The sequence below is a fragment of the Streptomyces sp. LARHCF249 genome, assembly GCF_052871255.1.
Window position 1 is genome coordinate 14046 of sequence record NZ_JBIXJQ010000008.1, and the last position, 19955, is coordinate 34000.

The following is a 19955-nucleotide window of genomic DNA, read 5'->3' on the forward strand; positions in this document are numbered from 1 at the left end:
AACGTGATGGCTTCCATTCCTCTGCGGCTCAGAGATCATTCGTACGACGTGCTCATCGGCCCGGGGGTGCGTACGTCGCTCGCCGAGACCATCCAACGGCTGGGCGCCAGGCGGGCCGTCGTCGTGTCGGCCCGCCCGGAGGAATGGGTGCCCGAGACCGGTGTGGAGACGCTGCTGCTGCCGGCCCGGGACGGCGAGCAGGACAAGACCCTCGCCACGGTGGAGGCGCTGTGCGGTGAGTTCGTACGGTTCGGGCTCACCCGGTCCGACGTCGTCGTCTCTTGCGGCGGGGGCACGACCACCGACGTGGTCGGGCTGGCGGCAGCGCTCTACCACCGGGGCGTCCCCGTGGTCCACCTGCCCACGACGCTGCTCGCGCAGGTGGACGCCAGCGTCGGCGGGAAGACCGCGGTGAACCTGCCGGCCGGCAAGAACCTGGTCGGCACGTACTGGCAGCCCAGCGCGGTGCTGTGCGACACCGACTACCTGTCGACCCTGCCGCGCCGGGAGATGCTCAACGGACTCGGCGAGATCGCCCGCTGCCACTTCATCGGCGCGGCGGACCTGCGCGGACTGTCGCTGGAGGAGCAGATCACCGCCAGCGTGACCCTCAAGGCCGGCATCGTGGAGAAGGACGAGCGGGACACCGGACTGCGACACCTGCTCAACTACGGCCACACGCTGGGCCATGCGCTGGAGAAGGCCACCGACTTCGCGCTGCGCCACGGCGAGGCGGTGGCCATCGGGACGGTCTTCGCGGGCCGGCTCGCCGGCGCCCTGGGCCGTATCGACGAGGCGCGGGTGGAGGAGCACCTGGACATCGTCCGGCACTACGGCCTCCCCACCGCCCTGCCCCTCGAGGCCGAGCCCGCCGCCCTCATCGATCTGATGCGGCACGACAAGAAGGCCATGACCGGACTCGGATTCGTTCTGGACGGCCCGAAGGGCGCGGAACTGGTGAGCGACGTACCCGCGCAGGTGGTCGCGCGGGTCCTTGACCGGATGCCCCGAGCACGGACGGCCGACCTCGTCGGCGACGCCGTGCCCGGAGCCTCCACGACCGATGTGGTTCAGAAATGACGCGTGTAACGCAGTGGCCGGCCGATCTCGACGGATCGGCCGCCGCCGCCCTCCCGGCGGACCGCCTGCTGTTCGGCAGGCTGGAGGAAGCGCTGGCCAGGCCGGCCGCGCAGCAACCGGCCTGGCCGGACCCCGGGCGGGCAAGGGACGCGGTGGAATCGCTGAGCCGGGCCGAGCCGATCGTGGCGCCGGCCGAGACGGCACGGCTGAGCGGCCGGCTCGCCGCGGTCGCGCGCGGCGAGGCCTTCCTGCTCCAGGGCGGCGACTGCGCCGAGACCTTCGCCGGAAACACCGAAGCCCATCTGCGGGCCAATCTGCGCACGCTCGTGGACATGGCCGCAGTACTCGCCCGCGGCACCGGACTGCCCGTCGTCAAGATCGCCCGGATGGCCGGCCAGTACGCGAAGCCCCGCTCCCAGGCGGTCGACGCACAGGGGCTGCCCGTCTACCGCGGCGACATGGTCAACTCCGTCGAGCCCACGCTCGCTGCCCGGACGCCCGATCCCCACCGGATGCTGCGGGCCTACGCCGGCGCCGCGGATGCCATGGCGCTGGTCCGTTCGTTCGACGAGGTCTACGTCAGTCACGAGGCGCTCCTCCTCGACTACGAGAAGTCCTTGCTGCGGGTGGACGCCAGGGGGCCGGAACGCCGGCTGTCCAGCGGGCTGGGGCATTTCCTGTGGATCGGCGAGCGCACCCGTCAGCTCGACGGCGCGCACATCGCGTTCGCGGAACTGCTCTCCAACCCGATCGGCCTCAAGATCGGTCCGAGCACCAGCCCGGAGACGGCTGCCGCATACGTGCGACGGCTCGACCCGCACCATGAACCCGGCCGGCTGACCCTGGTCAGCCGCATGGGGCACACGCAGGTCCGTGATGTCCTGCCGGCGATCGTGGAGAAGGTCGCCGCGACCGGTCACCAGGTGATCTGGCAGTGCGATCCGATGCACGGCAATACCTTCACCTCGGCGAACGGATACAAGACGCGCGACGTCCGGCACATAGCCGACGAGATCGCCGGATTCTTCGAAGTCCACCGGCGGCTGGGCACCCACCCCGGCGGCATCCACGTCGAAGTGACGGGCGATGACGTCACGGAGTGCCTCGGAGGCACGTCGGGAGGAGTGACCGAGGCCGACCTGCCGGCCCGCTACCGCACGGCCTGCGATCCCCGCCTCAACGCGGAGCAGTCGAGGGAACTCGCCTTCCGCGTCGCGGAGATGGCCGGGGCCCGTGTCACCGGCATCGCGGCGGACATCGAGGCGGACGCCAAGGCAGTGCTGCGATGACCGGACGTCCTGCCGGTACCCCCATTACGGGCACCACCCGGCTGTACGCCGTCCTGGGGGACCCCATCGCCCAGGTGCAGGCCCCCACGCTGATGAACCCGGTCTTCGCGCGCCTGCAGATCGACGCGGTGGTCGTTCCGGTGCACGCCCGGCCGCAGAACCTCGAGCACGTCGTGCGCGGGCTGCAGCGGGTGGAGAACCTCGACGGCATGTTCATCACCGTGCCCCACAAGGTCGCCGTCCGCCGGCTGGCCGACCGCTGCGGCCCGACCGTGGACATCGTCGGAAGTGCGAACGTGCTGCGCCGGGAGGCCGACGGCAGCTGGCTCGCCGAGAACTTCGACGGTTCGGGCTTCGTGTCGGGTCTCGTCGGGGCCGGACACGACCCCCGCGGCCGCCGCGCGGCGCTCGTCGGCGCGGGCGGCGCGGGCAGTGCCATCGCCGCCGCACTCCTGGCGGCCGGTGTCGACCGGTTGGCGGTGTACGACTGCGACACCGCGAAGCTCGGCGCGCTGGTCGCGCGCCTCGAGGCGCGCTGGCCGGGCCGGGTGTGCGCCTTGGACGAACCGCGCCTGCGCGACGTCGACATCGCCGTGAACGCCACACCGCTCGGAATGCACGGGGGAGATCCGTTTCCGTTCCCCCTGGACTCGCTGCCGCCGGGCAGCGTGGTGGCCGACATCGTCATGAAACCCCGTGAGACGCGGCTCCTCCGTGCAGCAGCCGCACTGGGACATCCGGTCCATCACGGCATTCACATGCTCGAGGGGCAACTGAATTCCTATCGAGTTTTCTTCGACCTGCACTGAATTATCGGTGCGACTACCGAATCCAGGGATGCGGGGTCGCGGGTAGAACCTCTACATTGGACCCGTAATTCAGCTCTTTCTGACTGCACATGACGCTGCACGGGGCGGAGTGTGCGCCTCTTCCGCGATCTCGACGGCAAGTGCTCGTGCGCGCGCGTATTTCTCTGTGACACGCTGCCCCGCCCGCTTCGCACCTCGCGTCGAGTCAGATCCATTCTTTGGAGAAACATGAACGTGCGACAGGCGCCGGAATTCCCCCAGTGGCCTCAGTATGACGAGAGCGAGCGCGAAGGGCTCGTCCGCGCACTCGAGCAGGGCCAGTGGTGGCGGATGGGCGGAACCGAAGTCGACTCCTTCGAGCAGGAGTTCGCCGAGCACCACGGTGCCGCCCACGCCCTCGCGGTCACGAACGGGACCCACGCACTGGAACTCGCCCTCCAGGTCATGGGCGTCGGTCCGGGCTCCGAGGTCATCGTCCCGGCCTTCACCTTCATCTCGTCCTCGCAGGCGGCCCAGCGACTCGGCGCCGTCGCGGTCCCGGTGGACGTCGACCCGGACACCTACTCCATCGACGTGGCGGCGGCCGCCGCCGCGGTGACCTCCCGCACCCGGGCGATCATGCCGGTGCACATGGCGGGCTTCCTGGCGGACATGGACGCACTGGCCAAGCTCTCCGCCGACACGGGCGTCCCGCTGCTCCAGGACGCCGCGCACGCCCACGGCGCACGCTGGCAGGGCAAGCGGGTCGGCGAGCTCGGTTCGGTCGCCGCGTTCAGTTTCCAGAACGGCAAGCTGATGACCGCCGGCGAGGGCGGCGCCGTCCTGTTCCCGGACTCGGAGATGTACGAGAACGCCTTCCTGCGGCACAGCTGCGGACGGCCGCGCACCGACCGCCGGTACCGCCACGCGATCGCCGGCTCCAACCTGCGGCTGAACGAGTTCTCGGCCTCGGTGCTGCGGGCGCAGCTGCGCCGCCTGGACGGCCAGATAGCGGTCCGCCACGAGCGCTGGGCCCTGCTCTCCAAGCTCCTCGAGTCGATCGACGGAGTCGTCCCGCAGCGGGGTGACGAGCGCACCGACGTCCCCTCCCACTACATGGCGATGTTCCGTCTCCCCGGCATGGCGGAGGACGACCGCAACGCCCTGGTCGACCGTCTCGTGGAGGCCGGCCTGCCGGCGTTCGCAGGGTTCCGCGCGATCTACCGCACCGACGCCTTCTGGGAGATCGGCGCACCCGACGCGACCCCGGACGAGCTCGCCGAGCGCTGCCCCCACTCGGAGGCCATCAGCCAGGACTGCATCTGGCTGCACCACCGCACGCTGCTCGCGAGCGAGGAAGACATGCACCGGACCGCCGAGATCATCGCCGACGCGGTGAGCACCGCATGAGCGTGCGGGTGGCCATCGTCGGCCTCGGCTGGGCGGGACGGGAGCTGTGGCTCCCCCTGCTGCGCGAGCACGCCGACTTCGACGTGGTGGCCGTCACCGACACCGAACCGGCCGCACGCGCGGCGTTCGACCGGACGCTGGGCATCCCCGTCCACCCGACGGTGGACGCCCTCACCCCCCGGTCGGTCGACCTCGCCGTCGTCGCCGTACCGAACTTCCTGCACGCCGAGGTGGCCGCGGCCCTGCTCGGCAAGGGCATCTCCGTGTTCCTCGAGAAGCCGGTGTGCCTGACCTCCGACGAGGCCGACACCCTGGCGGCCGCGGAACGCACCGGCGGCGCCATGCTGCTGGCAGGCAGCGCCGCCCCCTACCGCAGCGATGTGGGAGCCCTGGCGCACCTGGTGCCGGACCTCGGCCACATCCGCCACGTCGACCTGTCCTGGGTCAGGGCGCGCGGCATCCCCAAGGCCGGCGGCTGGTTCACCCAGCGCAGCAAGGCCGGCGGCGGTGTGCTGTTCGACCTCGGATGGCACCTGCTCGACACGCTCGCCTCGCTGCTCGGCCCGTCCCGCTTCACGCAGGTCGTCGGCGTCACGGCGAACGACTTCGTGAACATCGGCTCCTGGAACGCGGCATGGCGGCAGGACCAGCCCGCCGCCGACGCCGGCGGCGACGTCGAGGACACCGCCCGGGGCTTCTTCGTCCGCGAAGACGGCGTCTCCGTCGCCCTGCACGCCAGCTGGGCGTCGCACGAGGCGCGGGACGTGTCCACGATCCAGGTGGTGGGCAGCGCCGGCACCGCCGAGCTCAGGTGCACCTTCGGCTTCAGCCCCAACCGCCAGCCGCAGTCGGAGCTGACGCTGACCCGCGAGGGCACCACCACGTCCATCCCGGTGCCCGACGAGCCGATCGGCAACGAGTACCGGCGGCAGCTGGACGGCCTCGCCGGAATCCTGACCGATCCCCTCAACCGGGGCCGGTCCATCCGCGAGGCCCGTACGACGGTCCGCGTCATCGAGGACTTCTACGCGTCGGCCCGCTCCGTGCGCGCCCGCAGCGTTGTGCCCGCCTAGTGCTGTGACCGGGGAGGTTCACCGGGCCGCGGCACGAGCCGCGGACGACAGGGAAAGCCGGTGCGAGCACCGGCTCCATGAGAACGAGCAGACGTACGGAATGGGCATCACATGACAGTCACAACGGTAGGGCGATCGCGGGCGGAGACACTGGCTCCGGTCAGGCGCGCCGTGATCTTCGACCTGGACGGGGTCATCGTCGACAGCTTCGCGGTGATGGAGGAGGCATTCGCCATCGCCTACAAGGAGGTCGTCGGTGACGGCCCGGCGCCGTTCGAGGAGTACCGGCGCCACCAGGGCCGCTACTTCCCGGACATCATGCGGATCATGGACCTCCCGCTCGAGATGGAGGAGCCCTTCGTCCGCGAGAGCTACCGGCTCGCGCCGCAGGTTCCGGTCTTCGAGGGCATCACCGAGCTGCTGCTCACCCTGCGCGTGCGGGGCTACAAGCTCGCGGTGGCCACCGGCAAGAGCGGGCCGCGGGCCCGCTCCCTGCTCGAAACGCTGGGCCTGCTGCCCTTCTTCGACCACGTGATCGGCTCGGACGAGGTCGCCAACCCGAAGCCGGCGCCGGACATCGTGGAGCACGCGCTCCACCTGCTGGGGCTGCCGGCCGAGGCGGCCGTCATGGTCGGCGACGCACCGACCGACCTGGCCAGTGCGAAGGGCGCCGGTGTGGCCTCGGCCGCCGCGCTGTGGGCCGAGGTGGACGACGAGGAGGAACTCCTGGCCGCCCAGCCGGGCGCCGTCCTGCACCGCCCGGCCGACCTGCTGGCACTGTGCCCGTCCGTGCCCCGCGGCTGAGGCCGTCCGAGACCATGGAGAAGGCACATCACCTCGGTGTCGACATCGGGGGCACCAAGGTCGCCTTCCGGGTGGAGGCCGGCGCCGAGTGTGTCGACGAGTCCTCGTTCCGCTGGGACCCGCGGCGCAGCGCAGCCCACGACCTGGCGCAACTCGCCCACCACGTGGACGAGTTGCGCACCAGGCTCGCAGCGCCCCTGCGGGCGGTGGGCGTCGCGATGCCCGGAACGGTCGGACCCGACGGCCGGATCACCGCCTGGCCCAGCCGGCCGGAGTGGAACGGCCTCGCCCTGGACGGGTCACTGCGTGCGCTGTTCCCCGAAGCGGCCGTGGCCTGGGCCGACGACGGTGACCTCGGCGCGCTCGCGGAGGCCCGGGCATCCGGCTGCGACGATCTGCTCTACCTCGGGGTCGGCACCGGCATCGGCGGCGGCCTCGTCCTGCAGGGGGCCCTCTGCCCCGGGCTCGGGCGCGGCTCCTTCGAGATCGGACACGTGATCGTCGACATGGGCGGTGCGACGTGCGTCTGCGGCCGCCGGGGATGCCTCCAGGCGATCGCCTCCGGACCGGCCACCCTGCGCCGCGCGGCCCGGCTGCGCGGCGCGCCCGCCACCTTCGAGGATTTGCGGCGGGCGCTGGGCGACGCCGAGCCCTGGGCCGTCACCGCGCTCGACCGGACCAGCCGGGCCCTGGCCGCCGCGGTCTCCGGGGTCCAGGAACTGGTCCACCCCCGGCTCGTCCTGATCGGCGGCGGCTTCGCGGCCGGTATCCCCGGACTCGTCGCCATGGTGTCAGACCGCCTCGCCGAGCTGGCCCGCCCCGGCCAGCCCCCGCTGCCGGTGGAACCGGCAGCGCTGGGCGGCCTGTCGTCGCTGCGCGGGGCGGTGTCGCTCGCCCGACTGGTCGCGTCCTGACCGTCAGCCCCGTCAGCCCCGTCAGCCGGCCCGGTGCGGTGCACCGGCCGGCACCGCGGCGCGCAACCGGTCCCGCAGGTCGTCGACCAGCGCTCCGGCGCCGCCCGGGCCGCTCGCGGCACCGAAGACGTGGTAGTCCGGGCGGACGAGCACGCAAGTCGCCGCGTACCGGGCCAGATACGGCAGGTAGACGTCGTCCAGGTCCACCACGCTGACGACACCCGACCGGCCGTGGTCGTCCGGCTCCTGCCCGCGCGGCAGCAGCCGCACCACATGGGCCCCCAGGCCGGCGAGGAGGGAAAGCCGCTCCTCGCCGAGCACGGTGTGCGGATCATCGGTGGTCAGCAGGACGAAGCCACGGCCCACCACCTCGTCGAAGAGCCCGCTGCCGCCCGGGCCGCTCACGCGTCCCTGCGGTACGACGGCACCCGCGGGCGGCTCGGCCGCCTCCGCTCCCGCCGGCCGGTGCAACAGCCCGTCCGAGAGCGGCTTCGCCGGCTCCGGCCGGCCCGCCGGCCGGCCGCGCCGGTTGGCGAGCACCGTGGCATCCCGCTCGGCGGCGGCCACCGGGTCCGTCACGCAGATCACCCGGCCCAGCTGGACCGAGGCCAGGATCGCCTCCTTGGCCTGCGCGCGGCGTTCCTCGGTGTAGCTGTCCAGCAGGGACTCGTCCGCGAGGCCGCGCAGCGTCAGGTCCAGCTTCCACGCCAGGTTGACGACGTCCCGGATGCCGGAGCACATGCCCTGCCCGGCGAAGGGCGGCATGAGGTGGGCCGCGTCGCCCGCCAGCAGGACGTGCCCGACGCGCCACTGGTCCGCCCAGCGGGCCTGGAATATGTACGTGGTGCTGCGCAGCAGGGTGGCCGTCTCGGGGGTGACGCCGAAGGGCGCCAGCAGCCGCCATGCCGTGTCGTCCCGGTTGAGCTCGGCGGCGCTCTCGCCCGGCAGGCGCATGAACTCCCAGCGCCGGCGCCCGGGTCCGCTGGCCACCACGGTCGTGGGCCTGGCCGGATCGCAGATCTGCACGTTGCTGGGGGTGAACTCGCGCGGCTCGTGCAGTTCGACGTCGCACAGCAGCCACTCGTAGGAGAACCCGAGGTCCGTGACGGAGACGTCGAGGTGGTCGCGCACGAAGCTGTTGGCGCCGTCGCAGCCCACGACCCACCGCGTGGAGAAGACGCGGGTGGATTCGTCGTCGGTGGCCGCCGTCACCTCCACCCGGTCCGGGCCGTCGGCTATCCCCACGACCTCGTGCCCGCGCAGCACCGTGATGCCGGGAAGCGCCGCGACCCGGGCCGCGATCAGGTCCTCCAGCGCGGGCTGGTGCATCGTGTTGGCGTCCGGCCAGCCGTAGGGACCGGCCGTGGTGAACCCGATGTCCAGCAGCACCGCTCCCGCCGCGGTCTGCCACTGGTAGCCGTTGGCCGGCTCGGTGACCCCGCCGAGGTCCGGGCCGATCCCGGTGCCGGCCAGCAGCCGCGCGGTCTCCCCGTCGAAACTGGTCGCCCGGGGAAGCCGGTACGGCCGGGGGCGGCGTTCGAGCACCGTCACCCGCCAGCCGCGCTGGGCGAGCAGCACCGAGAGCGCGGCACCGATCGGCCCGTTGCCCACGATGACGACGTCCGTGTCCGTGGGATTCGAGTACGTGTCGTTCGTTCGCATGACGGGCATCGTATTCCGCCACGCTGGATAATTGCCAGAATAGTATTCCGACGGTTCCGGTGTTCGGGGCGCGGCAAGGGGCGGGAATTACTACCAGGTTGAGGGATGCTCGGCCGTCCCTCCATGCTCTAAGGGCCTGCCGAATTCGGGTACGGCCTATCAGGTCGAGGGATGTCCGGCCGGTGGTGCCGGTCCTACCGTGTGGAAGGACAATGCAAGGCGCGCGGGCCACCGCTGCCGGGCTGACCATTCTCGTTGAAACAATTCGCTGGAGGCTCGTGTGACCGGAAATCAGGTTTCCGTGGAAAATCTCGACCTGGACGCCTTTTACGAGAGCTACAAGGGAGAAACCCGCGTCGGCCCCCCGGCGCCGTGGGACATCGGCGGTCCGCAGCCGGTCCTGATCGCGCTCGAGGACGCGGGCGAGATCAGCGGTGACGTCCTCGACATCGGCTGTGGTCTCGGCGGCAACTCCATCTTCCTCGCCTCGCGCGGTCACAAGGTCACCGGTATCGACGCGGCGAAGACCGCCGTCCAGGAGGCCTCGAAGCGCGCCAAGGCCCAGGGAGTCGAGGTCGACTTCACCGTCGCCGACGCCACCAAGCTGGACGGCTTCGAGGGCCGCTTCGACACCGTCGTGGACAGCGCGCTGTACCACTGCCTGAACGAGCAGGGCCAGCGCGACTACATCGCCGCGCTGCACCGTGCCACCAAGCCCGGCGCGAAGCTGCACCTGTGGGTCTTCGCCGCGGAGGCGCACGCGCCGTTCCCGACCGTGCAGCGCGTCACCGAGCAGAACCTGCGTGACAACGTCGGTGAGAAGTTCGAGATCACCTCGCTGCACCTGGCCGAGTACGACACCACCCTCACCCACGAGGGCATCCGGGAGATGCTGGGCGTGAAGCCGGCCGAGGGCGCCCCCGACGCGCCCGTCGCCTTCGACCCGGCCTTCAAGTGGCCCGAGGAGCAGCTGGAGGGCGAGATCAAGGCTCCCGTCTGGCAGCTCACGGCCGTCCGCGCCGGCTAGCAGCAGCCGCTGCAAGGCCACCGGCCCGTCCAGCGCGCGGGCTTCCACGCGGCCGGCTGCTCTTCAGCAGCCGGCCGCGCGGCCGTCCCCGGCCCAGCTCCGTCTTCGACCCGAAGGGGTAGACCCATGACCGCCACTGCCGAGAACCCGGCCGCCACGGTCGACCTGTTCTCGCCGGATCTGATCGCCGATCCGTTCGCCTCCTACGCGCGGATGCGCGAGCAGGCGCCGGTACTGACCGGCTCGATGATGGGCGGGCCGCCGATGTGGCTGGTCACCCGCTACGACGACGTGCGCCGGGTCCTCACCGACCCGCTGTTCCTCAACAACCCGGCCTCCGTGCCGGGCGCGGGCAGCCGGTTCACGGTCATGAAGAACGTCTCCTCCGACGTGGTCGAGTACCTCTCCGGCAAGCTGATCGAAATCGACGGCGCCGACCACTTGCGGCTGCGCAGGCTGGTCTCCAAGGCCTTCACCGCGCGCCGGGTGGCCGCGCTGCGTCCGCGGATCGAGGAGATCACCGGGACGCTGCTCGACCGGATGGCCGAGGAGGGGCGCGACGGCACCCCGGTGGACCTCGTGGAGTCGTTCTGCTTCGTGCTGCCGGCGACCGTGATCTGCGAACTGGTCGGGATCGACGAGGCCGACCGCGCGGACTGGTACGGGTGGGGGCGCGCCCTGATGGCGCCCGCCGAGCACGCCGACCGCCTCCCGACCGTCTTCCGCGAGTGCGCCGACCACCTGTTCGGCGTGATCGCGAGCCGCCGCGCCGAGCCGCGCGACGACCTGATCACCGCACTCGTGGAGGCCCAGGAGGACGACGGCGACCGCCTCACCGACCGCGAGATGGTCAAGCTGGTCTTCACCCTGGTGATCGCCGGGCACGAGACGACGATGAACCTGATCGGCAACTCGGTGCTGGCCCTGCTCGAACACCCGGACCAGCTGGCCCTGCTGCGCGAGGACCCGTCCCGGTGGCCGCAGGCGGTGCTGGAGCTCATGCGCCTGGGCCCGACCCAGTTCGGCAACCCCCGGTACCCGGCCGAGGACGTCGAGCTGGGCGGCGTGCGGATCCCGGCCGGGGCGCCGGTCCTGCCGCTGATCCTGTCCGCGAACACCGACCCGCGCCAGTTCGGCGCTCCCGAGCGGCTGGACATCGGCCGGCAGACCGGGACGGGCCACCTCGGGTTCGGGCAGGGGGCCCACTACTGCCTCGGCGCGCCGCTGGCCCTCCAGGAGGCCGAGGTGGCGCTGCGCGCGCTGTTCACCCGGTTCCCGGACCTGTCCCTCGCCGTGGGGCGCGAGGAGATCCCGTGGGTGCTGCGGACCGGGTTCACCGCGGTCGCCGAACTCCCGCTGCGACTCGGCTGAGCAGGCTCATTCGGCCAGCGACAGGGCGCGGCTCGGGCAGAGGTAGACGGCCTCACGGGCCTTCTGCGCCAGGAGTTCGCCGACGGGCTCGGCATTCAGCACGACGACCCTGCCGTCGGCCTCGCTCTGGTCGAACAGGTCCGGCTCGGTGAAAAGGCACTGGCCCGCACCGATGCACTTGTCGGTATCGGCGGTGATCCTCATGGTGGTTGCCTCCTAGGGCGAGGGCGCCCGAGCGGTTCGGGCGACCTATCAGATCGGGGGATGTCCGGCCCGCAGCGCCTGTCCTACGCTCCTGAAAGGACATCAGAAGTATCGGGGTCGGCGCGGACCCCGCCATCGATTCTTGCTCGACCCGCGGTGGAGCAGTAGCGCGCCAAGGGCGATTCCCGAAAGGAATGACTGGCCGTGCCTCAAGCAGCGGAGCCATTCGAAAAATGGGTGCGCCGATCCCACCCGGCACCGAACAGCAGAGTCCGCCTGGTGTGCCTGCCGCATGCCGGCGGATCGGCGAGTTTCTACTTCCCGATGTCCAAGGCGCTCGCCCCCGCGGTGGAGGTGCTGGCGATCCAGTACCCCGGGCGGCAGGACCGGCGCCACGAGCCGAACATCCCCAGCCTCCCCGACCTGGCCGACCGGATATTCGAGGCCGTGCGCCGGCTCGACGACCGGCCCCTGGCGCTGTTCGGACACAGCATGGGAGCCGTCCTCGCCTACGAGGTCGCGCTGCGCATGCAGGACGCCGGCCTCCCCTCGCCCGTACGCCTCTTCACCTCCGGCCGGCGGGCCCCCTCCTGCGAGCGCGAGGAGCGGATCCACATGGAGTCGGACGACCAGATGGTCGCCGAGCTCCGGAAGCTGAGCGGCACCGACTCGGCCATGCTGACCGATCCCGAACTGCTGGAAATGATCATGCCGGCGATCCGCAGCGACTACCGGGCGGTCGAGACCTACCGGTACGAACCCGGCCGGAAGCTGGACTGCCCGGTGACGGTGATCACCGGAGACGCCGACCCCCGGGTCTCGATCGGCGAAGCGGCGGCCTGGGAGGACCACACCACCGGTCCGACGGACCTCCACGTACTTCCGGGAGGCCACTTCTACCTCGTCGACCAGAGCGCACGCGTGGCCGAACTGCTGGCGGAGCGGCTGGACCGGCAGGTCGCCGACGCGCATGCGGGAAGCGGTCCGAGGGGTGTCGTGGGATGAGCTCCGTGCCCGTACCGACGATCGCCCACCATTCGCTGCTGGTGCTCCTCCTCCAGCTGGCGCTCCTCCTGCTCCTGGCTCTGGCCCTGGGGCGGCTGGCCGCCCGGTTCAAGATGCCCGCCATCGTCGGGGAGTTGTTCGCGGGGGTGCTGGTCGGTCCCTCGGTGCTCAGCCACGCGCTGCCCGGTTTCGCCGACTGGCTGCTGCCCAAGCAGGCCGACCAGATGCACCTCCTCGACGCGGTGGGCCAGCTGGGTGTGCTGCTGCTCGTCGGCATCACCGGAATGGAGCTGAAGTTCGGCCTCGTCAAACGGCGCGGGGCCACCGCGGTCCGGGTGAGCCTCGCCGGTCTGCTGCTGCCCCTGGGACTCGGCGTCGCCGTGGGCTACCTGCTGCCCACCTCGCTGCTGCCGGGCGGCACCGACCCGACGGTGTTCGCCCTGTTCCTCGGCGTGGCGCTGTGCGTCAGCGCGATCCCGGTGATCGCCAAAACGCTGATGGACATGAACCTCCTCCACCGCGAGGTCGGGCAGCTGACCCTCGCCTCGGGCGTGATCGACGACATCATCGGCTGGTTCCTGCTCTCCATCGTCTCGGCGATGGCGACGGCCGGGCTGACCACCGGGAAGATCGCCGCTTCCCTGCTGTACCCCGTCGGCGTGGTGGTGTTCGCCCTGCTGGTGGGCCGCCCCCTGGTGAGGAGCGCGCTCAGGGCGGCCAACCGGTCCCCGGAGGCGGGGCCGACCGTCGCGGTGGCGGCGCTGACCGTCCTGCTCGGCTCGGCGGCGACCCACGCGCTGGGACTGGAGGCGGTCTTCGGCGCCTTCGTGTGCGGTGTGCTGATCAGCACCAGCGGGGAACTGGACCCGGAGAAGCTGGCCCCGCTGCGGACCACGGTGCTGGCCGTTCTCGCCCCGATCTACTTCGCCACGGCCGGGCTCCGGATGGACCTGACCGCGCTGACCAGGCCCGCCGTGCTGGCCGCGGCGTGCGCGGTGCTCGCCGTGGCCATCTTCGGGAAGTTCGCGGGTGCCTACATCGGCGCGAAGCTCAGCGGGCTGAACCGCTGGGAGGCCCTCGCGCTCGGCGCCGGCATGAACTCGCGCGGGGTGATCGAGGTGATCGTGGCGATGGTGGGGCTGCGGCTCGGCATCCTCGGACCCGAGACGTACACCATCATCATCCTCGTCGCGATCGTGACCTCGCTCATGGCACCGCCCGTTCTCCGTGCCGCCATGACCCGGATCGAGGAGAATGCCGAGACGGAAATGGGCATGGGCGGAGGCAAGCCGCGCGACCTGACGCCCTCACCGCCCGCCTCGGTCTGAGAACTTGTCGTCGCCCTCGAGCGGAGGGCTCAGCTGGCACTCGACGAGTGCCAGGAGGAGAGATGTATGACTTCCAGTCCGCCGCGACGCGTGAGCACTGAAGGGCGCGGGCGATGACCGGGACCTCCGGCGGTGCCGGACGGCTGCTGGCCATCAGCGACCTGCACCTCAACTACGCCGAGAACCGCGCCCTGGTCGAGCGGCTGGCACCCGGGTCGGACGACGACTGGCTGCTCGTGGCCGGGGACGTGGCGGAGACCGTGGCCGACGTCCGCTGGTGCCTGAAGACCCTCGCGAGCCGTTTCCGCAAGGTCGTCTGGGTCCCCGGCAACCACGAGCTGTGGACCCACCCGAGCGACACCGTCACCCTGCGCGGCGTCGCACGCTACGAGCACCTGGTCGAGCTGTGCCGCGAACTGGGCGTCACGACCCCCGAGGACCCCTATCCGATCTGGGAGGGGCCGGGCGGCCCCGTGGCAGTGGCGCCGCTCTTCCTGCTGTACGACTACTCCTTCCTGCCGGACGGCTGCACCACCAAGGAGGAGGGACTGGCCTACGCGCACAGCACCGGAGTCGTCTGCCAGGACGAGTACGTGCTGCACCCCGACCCCTACCCGACCCGCGAGGCCTGGTGCCGGGCCAGGGTCGCCGAGACCGAGCGCAGGCTCTCCGAACTCCCCGACGACATGCCCACCGTCCTCGTCAACCACTACCCGCTCGACCGGCACCCGACGGATGTCCTGTGGTACCCCGAGTTCGCCATGTGGTGCGGGACCCGGCTGACCGCCGACTGGCACCGCAGGTTCCGCGTGGCCGCCATGGTCTACGGCCACCTCCACATCCCGCGGACCACGTACCACGAGGGCGTCCGCTTCGAGGAGGTGTCCGTCGGATATCCCCGCGAGTGGCGCAAGCGCCCCGGATCCCCGGGAAAGCTGCGCCGGATCCTGCCGGTGGACGCCCCGTGACCGAGGCGCCGCGCCACGACGAAGCCGGCCGGACCCCGCAGGAGGTCCAGCCGGCGGCATGACGAGCTAACCCATGGATGCGGGCTCGGCGGCCGCATCCGAGAGACGGCTCCACGCGCGCGTCAGTTCGACACGCGAAGCCACGTTCAGCTTGCGGAAGATCTTCTTCAGGTGGAACGCCACGGTGTGACCGGAGATGAACAGATGTTCGCCGACCTGGGAGTTGGTGAACCCGTGGCTCACCAACTCGGCCACGGCGGCCTCGGTCTCGGTGAGCGAGCCGGTGTTCACACCGTCCTGGCCGGCGTAGCGCGGATAGCGGCCGCGCCGCACCCCGAGCGACCGGAGTTTGCTCACGACCCTGCGGGCATCGCGCGGAGCCCCCGCACTCGTGTACCCGTCCACCGCCCGTTCGAGGACCTCGACCGCCCGATCGCGTTCCTGGCCCAGGGCGGAGAGGAGCTTCCCGGCGTCTTCGCAGGCGGACGCGCCGGCCCACGGGTCCAGGTGTGATGCGGCCGCGGTGACGAGTCGTTCGGGATCGTCCGCGAGCAACCCGCCGGCGTGGATCGCCGCCGCCTCGACGGAGCGGAGCCCGCGGTTGCGCGCGGCGAGGCCGGAAGCCTCGGACGCCACCCGCTGGGCGAGCGACGCGTCGCCCAGCTCCCGGGTGGCCCGGACGAGCCAGGCGGCCGCGGCCGGCTGCGAGGCCAGGAGCTCCAGGAGGAGCTGGTCGTCCGTGACGATGCCCACGATGAAATGCGCAGCGCTCTTCGCGCCGCCCTGTACCTCCAGGAGTTGGGCCGCGGCCCAGGCGTACTGGCTGGGCCGGTCGGTCGTCCGGCCGAGCAGGGCGTCGTCCCGCAGCTGGTCCACGAATTCCAGGCTCACGCCCATGTTGCCCTGCCTGAGGGCACTGAGCGCCATCACCGTGTGCGCGTCGGGAAGCAGGCAGTGCAGGCCGGCCTGCTGCGCCTTGTGAATGCCCCTGCCCACGGAATCGACGGCGGAGCTGACGTCTCCCTGGGCCAGGGCGAGATCTCCCGCGCATATCAGCGAAGCCGCCACCAGTCCGCCGGCGTCCTCGACGCCGACCGTCAGCTCCTCGATGCGGGCGAGCGTACGCGCCCCGGACACGAGCTCGCGGATTCCGACCAGAAGGGAGGAATACCAGACCGTTGCCGGTCCTCTGCAGGTGCCGCCGCATTCAGGATTTCCCTGGGCGGCGGCGTCCGCCAGGCGCAGTGCCTCCGTGAGTTCGCCGCGAGACCAGGCAGAAGAGGAGAGCGCAGAGAGTCTGACAGCCTCGCAAGCGGTGCTGTCACAAGCCCTCATGGTGGAAAAGGCGAGCGGCAGCTCCAAGCGGAACAGGGAATCGAGCATCACATCTCCTGTCAGGGGATCATCATTCACGCCGCGTCGTTCCTGTGGTGGTACCGGCAGAGTTCTCGGGGAGCCTAGGTGGCGGGTGCTCAGGAACCCCTCGAGAGGTGATCGGGATCGGCCGACTGGAGTGCCGTTCCCGGCGGTTCGCGGGATGCGGGCCGACTCCTGCGGACTCCTCCGCGCCCCCACGGCGCTTGCCGGATCCACTGCGAAAGGCGCGGACGGGGCGCGGTAGACGATCTCCATTGCGGCGCGAGCCGGTTTCGAGCGGGCGTGCAGCAGTTCTCCGAAAACACCGCTGGAACTATCAATTCTGGTGATGGCGCATCACCGGCCCCGTCGGCACCATGGACCGGTCCGGAGTTCGCCGGCGGTGTGCAGAGCGAGGTGTCCCCTTGAGTGTCGTACTTCTCTTGAACGGTCCCAATCTGGGAATTCTGGGGCGACGCGAGCCGGAGATATACGGCACGGACACGCTGTCCGACATAGAGAAGGCGGTCGCCGAGGAGGTGAGCGTCAAGGGGTGGGACGTCCGCTCCATCCAGCACGACTCGGAAGGGGACCTCGTCCGCGCGATTCACGAGCACCACGACACCACGGTCGGCGCGATCGTCAATCCCGGTGCGCTGATGATTGCCGGATGGAGTCTGCGCGACGCCCTGGCAAGCTATTCACCGCCCTGGGTCGAGGTGCACCTCAGCAATGTCTGGGCCCGCGAACAATTCCGGCACGAGTCGGTCATCGCCCCGCTGGCCAGCGGTGTGGTCGTCGGTCTCGGAGCCTTCGGCTACCGACTGGCCGCCCAGGCGCTGATGCACCTGTCGACGGCCCAGCCCCGCAAACCCCTTTCGTAGCAGAGGAGTTCGACTCCCTATGATGCGGTGATCATCATCGCCATGGGGGACGACGCCGTGAGTTCACACCGACCCGCGCCCGGATACCGGCCCGCGCACCCGCCCGGCCCCGCGCCGGTCCGCAGCCCCGGCTGGGTCCGGGTGGTCCGCGCACCTTTCGACCTCGCGGCCCGCATCCACCGGCCCGGCCGCCCCGACCGGATCGTGGACGAGGGCATCCGGCGCGCGCAGATCGCCCGGACCGCCATCGGCCTGCTCGCCGGATTCTGGCTGGTGCTGTCCTACCCGCTGCGTGAGGGCGCGGGCGGCGTCGTCGAGGACAAGTTCGCCGAAGTGCTCATCAGCGCCGGGCTGCTGCTCGTCCTCGGGCCGCTCGCACTCGCCGCGTTCGTACTGTCCGCGCGGCCGCCGGGTCCCGCCTTCTACCGCGCCCGCCTGCGCGGACCGGCCACCGCCATCGGCGCGCTCCTCGCCACCGTCCTGGTGATGTCCTACGGGCTGCTGCCGTACGTGGGCACCTTCGCGTTCGGCCTCGGAGCGATCGCCGGGCTCTTCTTCATCCCCTTCGCGCTCGCCTCCGCGGTGCTCTGCGTCCACCACGCCTTCCGGACCGCCGACGTCCACGAGGTGCTGCCGCCGCTGCTCTCGCCCCTGCTGGTCTGGTCGCTGTTCTTCGTGCAGCTCTTCGAGGACGCGCCCGTGAGCGCGCCGCTGGCCGTGCGCCTGCTCTTCCTGCTGGCGCCGCCGCTCTCGGTGACCGCGCTCTCGCTGTGGGAGCTGCGCCGGCTGCGCGTCCGCCACGGCGTCACGATCCGCCTCGCCCTCGGGCGCCAGAGCTAGGCCGGGTCGGCCGGCGTGCGCGACCGTACGAGCGCGAAGACCGCGCCCTCGGGGTCCGCCACCGTGGCCACCCGCCCGGTGAGCCCCTCGCGGGGCGGTTCCAGGATCCGGCCGCCCAGGTCGCGCACCCGGGCGGCGGCCGCGTCGGTGTCCTCCACCTCGAAGTACGCCATCCAGTGCGGGCCCCGGTCGTGCGGCAGCGAGCGGCCGACGCCGTGCACGGCGGCCACCGGGCGGCCCTCCAGGAGCAGGGTCACGTAGTCGAAATCGTCCGAGGCGGTGGAGTGCGTCTGCGGCTCGTGGCCGAAGACGTGCTCGTAGAACTTGCCGACCGTCGAGGTGTCCTGGGTGACCAGCTCGTTCCAGACCGGAGTGCCGGGGGCGCCGTGCAGCCGGGTGCCCATGTGGCTCTGCGCCTGCCACAGCCCGAAGATCGCACCCAGCGGGTCGGAGCAGATCGCCACCCGGCCCGCGATGCCCGCGTCCAGCGGGCCCACCGCGACCGTGCCGCCGCACGAGCGGATCGCCTCGGCCGTGGCGTCGGCGTCGTCCGTGGCCAGGTACGTGGTCCAGGCGACCGGAAGATGGCGGTCCGGCGGCATCTCGCCGATGCCGGCCACCTCGCGCCCGTCCAACAGGGCCCGGACGTACGGGCCGAGCTGCTCGGGGCCCGGTACGTACTCCCAGCCGAAGAGGTCGGCGTAGAAGTCCTCGGTGGTGCCGAGACCGTGCACCATGAGGCTCACCCAGCACGGGGTGCCGGGCGTGCGCCGCGTTGCTTCCGCTGCCTCGGTCATGTAGCCGTCTCCTCCGTCGTGCCGCTGCCGCTGCTGATGCTTCCACTCCGGGGGCCTCGGCGCGCCCCGACCGGGCCGCACTTTCGGGGCCCGGGAGGAGATGACCGGATCGGTGCGTCCGGCCGGTGACGGGCTTGCCACGCCGGTGCCGGGCGGGGAGGAAGATGGCCCGTATGACTGCGACAACAACGATCCTCTCCGCCGCCGAACTCATGAGCGAGCTGGCCGGTTCCCGGCCTCCCGTGCTGCTGGACATCCGCTGGCAGCTGGGCGGCCCCGACCAGCGTCCCGCGTACGAGGCCGGACACCTGCCCGGCGCGGTGTACGTCGACCTCGACCGCGAACTGGCAGGTCCGGCGGGGTCGGGCGGGCGCCACCCGCTGCCGGACCCGGAGGCCTTCGGGGCGGTGATGCGGCGGGCCGGGGTCTCGGCGGACGTGCCGGTGGTCGTGTACGACGGCGGCCAGGGATGGGCCGCCGCCCGGGCGTGGTGGCTGTTGCGCTGGACCGGGCACGAGGACGTACGGGTACTGGACGGCGGCCTGGCCGCATGGACGTCAGCGGGGGGTGACGTGTCGGCTGACCGGGTGATTACCGCGGAGGGCGATTTCAAGCCAACTCCGGGAGCGGTCGGGCTGCTCGACGCGGACGGCGCGGCCGCCCGGGCGCGTGCGGGGGTGCTCCTGGACGCGCGTGCGGGAGAGCGGTACCGCGGGGAGGTCGAGCCGATCGATCCGGTCGGCGGCCACATCCCCGGCGCGCTCTCGGCCCCGACCACGGAGAACGTGGGTCCCGACGGCCGTTTCCTGCCGGCCGAGGCCTTGCGGGCCCGCTTCGGCGCGCTCGGCGCCTCGGGCGACACCCCGGTCGGCGTGTACTGCGGCTCGGGTGTTTCCGGCGCCCATGAGGTGCTGGCACTGGAGGTGGCGGGCATCCCGTCCGACCTCTACGCGGGCAGCTGGTCGGAGTGGTCCTCCGACCCGAACCGCCCGGTGGCCACGGGTCCGCTGCCGCAGTAGCGGCCGGATCCGGTCGAGCCGGGAGCTCCCGGCCGGGGCTCCCAGTCCCCGCGCTGTCGCCGGGGGGCCGGCGCCCCCCCCCCCCCCCCCGGCCCCGGCAACGCGGGAAGTCGGGCGGGGGCGGACAACAACAACT

General features: G+C 71.6%; 19 protein-coding genes. 15 read left to right on the forward strand and 4 right to left on the reverse strand.

Features of this window, described 5'->3' with window-relative positions; translation table 11 throughout:
- Positions 1-6: 6 nt before the first annotated feature.
- From ACIPUC_RS23495 to ACIPUC_RS23525, 7 genes are all read left to right on the forward strand, one after another.
- On the forward strand, positions 7-1080 hold the full coding sequence (locus tag ACIPUC_RS23495) for a 3-dehydroquinate synthase family protein (RefSeq protein WP_446591910.1): 1074 nt from the start codon (positions 7-9) through the stop codon (positions 1078-1080).
- Entirely contained in the window at positions 1077-2369 is a 1293-nt protein-coding gene (locus tag ACIPUC_RS23500) for a 3-deoxy-7-phosphoheptulonate synthase (protein WP_446591911.1), read from the forward strand. Before ACIPUC_RS23495 ends, ACIPUC_RS23500 begins: the two co-directional genes overlap by 4 nt.
- The gene (locus ACIPUC_RS23505) at positions 2366-3178 is read left to right on the forward strand and encodes a shikimate dehydrogenase family protein (protein ID WP_446591913.1); all 813 of its coding nucleotides are present in this window, start codon (positions 2366-2368) and stop codon (positions 3176-3178) included. Before ACIPUC_RS23500 ends, ACIPUC_RS23505 begins: the two co-directional genes overlap by 4 nt.
- Positions 3179-3406: 228 nt before the next feature.
- On the forward strand, positions 3407-4567 hold the full coding sequence (gene rifK, locus ACIPUC_RS23510) for a 3-amino-5-hydroxybenzoate synthase (protein ID WP_446591914.1): 1161 nt from the start codon (positions 3407-3409) through the stop codon (positions 4565-4567).
- Positions 4564-5640: a Gfo/Idh/MocA family protein gene (locus ACIPUC_RS23515; RefSeq protein WP_446591915.1), complete on the forward strand. Its 1077-nt coding sequence runs from the start codon at positions 4564-4566 to the stop codon at positions 5638-5640. The genes rifK and ACIPUC_RS23515 overlap by 4 nt, the downstream gene beginning before the upstream one ends.
- Positions 5641-5751: 111 nt before the next feature.
- Positions 5752-6444 carry an HAD-IA family hydrolase gene (locus ACIPUC_RS23520; RefSeq protein WP_446591917.1) on the forward strand — a complete coding sequence of 231 codons (693 nt, stop codon included), beginning with the start codon at positions 5752-5754 and terminating at the stop codon, positions 6442-6444.
- A gap of 14 nt (positions 6445-6458) precedes the next feature.
- Positions 6459-7358 carry an ROK family protein gene (locus ACIPUC_RS23525; RefSeq protein WP_446591918.1) on the forward strand — a complete coding sequence of 300 codons (900 nt, stop codon included), beginning with the start codon at positions 6459-6461 and terminating at the stop codon, positions 7356-7358.
- Positions 7359-7379: 21 nt separating this feature from the next.
- Here ACIPUC_RS23525 and mhpA read toward each other — a convergent pair whose 3' ends face one another.
- Complete coding sequence (gene mhpA, locus ACIPUC_RS23530; RefSeq protein WP_446591919.1) at positions 7380-9020, reverse strand: bifunctional 3-(3-hydroxy-phenyl)propionate/3-hydroxycinnamic acid hydroxylase MhpA; 1641 nt, start codon at positions 9018-9020, stop codon at positions 7380-7382.
- Positions 9021-9300: 280 nt separating this feature from the next.
- Here mhpA and ACIPUC_RS23535 point away from each other — a divergent pair, with 280 nt between their 5' ends.
- Both ACIPUC_RS23535 and ACIPUC_RS23540 read left to right on the forward strand, forming a co-directional pair.
- Positions 9301-10047, forward strand: coding sequence for a class I SAM-dependent methyltransferase (locus ACIPUC_RS23535; RefSeq protein WP_446591920.1), 747 nt, complete (start codon positions 9301-9303; stop codon positions 10045-10047).
- A gap of 126 nt (positions 10048-10173) precedes the next feature.
- Positions 10174-11418 (forward strand): cytochrome P450 family protein, encoded by a 1245-nt coding sequence (locus tag ACIPUC_RS23540; RefSeq protein WP_446591922.1) that lies wholly within the window; start codon positions 10174-10176, stop codon positions 11416-11418.
- 6 nt (positions 11419-11424) lie between these two features.
- Here ACIPUC_RS23540 and ACIPUC_RS23545 read toward each other — a convergent pair whose 3' ends face one another.
- Positions 11425-11622, reverse strand: coding sequence for a ferredoxin (locus tag ACIPUC_RS23545; protein ID WP_446591923.1), 198 nt, complete (start codon positions 11620-11622; stop codon positions 11425-11427).
- 279 nt (positions 11623-11901) lie between these two features.
- Between ACIPUC_RS23545 and ACIPUC_RS23550 the strand changes: the two genes are divergently transcribed.
- The 3 genes from ACIPUC_RS23550 to ACIPUC_RS23560 all read left to right on the forward strand — a co-directional run bounded on the left by ACIPUC_RS23550 (position 11902) and on the right by ACIPUC_RS23560 (position 14923).
- Positions 11902-12627, forward strand: a complete 726-nt coding sequence (locus ACIPUC_RS23550; protein ID WP_446591924.1) for a thioesterase II family protein — start codon at positions 11902-11904, stop codon at positions 12625-12627.
- Positions 12624-13955 (forward strand): cation:proton antiporter, encoded by a 1332-nt coding sequence (locus tag ACIPUC_RS23555; RefSeq protein WP_446591925.1) that lies wholly within the window; start codon positions 12624-12626, stop codon positions 13953-13955. Before ACIPUC_RS23550 ends, ACIPUC_RS23555 begins: the two co-directional genes overlap by 4 nt.
- Before the next feature lie 113 nt (positions 13956-14068).
- On the forward strand, positions 14069-14923 hold the full coding sequence (locus ACIPUC_RS23560; RefSeq protein ID WP_446591927.1) for a metallophosphoesterase family protein: 855 nt from the start codon (positions 14069-14071) through the stop codon (positions 14921-14923).
- Positions 14924-14989: 66 nt separating this feature from the next.
- Here ACIPUC_RS23560 and ACIPUC_RS23565 read toward each other — a convergent pair whose 3' ends face one another.
- Positions 14990-16060, reverse strand: coding sequence for a LuxR C-terminal-related transcriptional regulator (locus ACIPUC_RS23565; protein ID WP_446591929.1), 1071 nt, complete (start codon positions 16058-16060; stop codon positions 14990-14992).
- A 644-nt stretch (positions 16061-16704) separates the two neighbouring features.
- Between ACIPUC_RS23565 and ACIPUC_RS23570 the strand changes: the two genes are divergently transcribed.
- Both ACIPUC_RS23570 and ACIPUC_RS23575 read left to right on the forward strand, forming a co-directional pair.
- Positions 16705-17163 carry a type II 3-dehydroquinate dehydratase gene (locus ACIPUC_RS23570; protein WP_446591930.1) on the forward strand — a complete coding sequence of 153 codons (459 nt, stop codon included), beginning with the start codon at positions 16705-16707 and terminating at the stop codon, positions 17161-17163.
- Between the two features lie 57 nt (positions 17164-17220).
- Entirely contained in the window at positions 17221-18003 is a 783-nt protein-coding gene (locus ACIPUC_RS23575) for a hypothetical protein (protein WP_446591931.1), read from the forward strand.
- Here ACIPUC_RS23575 and ACIPUC_RS23580 read toward each other — a convergent pair.
- The gene (locus ACIPUC_RS23580) at positions 18000-18800 is read right to left on the reverse strand and encodes a VOC family protein (protein ID WP_446591932.1); all 801 of its coding nucleotides are present in this window, start codon (positions 18798-18800) and stop codon (positions 18000-18002) included. The two genes, ACIPUC_RS23575 and ACIPUC_RS23580, sit on opposite strands and share 4 nt — an antisense overlap.
- Before the next feature lie 173 nt (positions 18801-18973).
- Between ACIPUC_RS23580 and ACIPUC_RS23585 the strand changes: the two genes are divergently transcribed.
- Positions 18974-19819, forward strand: coding sequence for a sulfurtransferase (locus ACIPUC_RS23585; RefSeq protein WP_446591933.1), 846 nt, complete (start codon positions 18974-18976; stop codon positions 19817-19819).
- Positions 19820-19955: the final 136 nt, after the last annotated feature.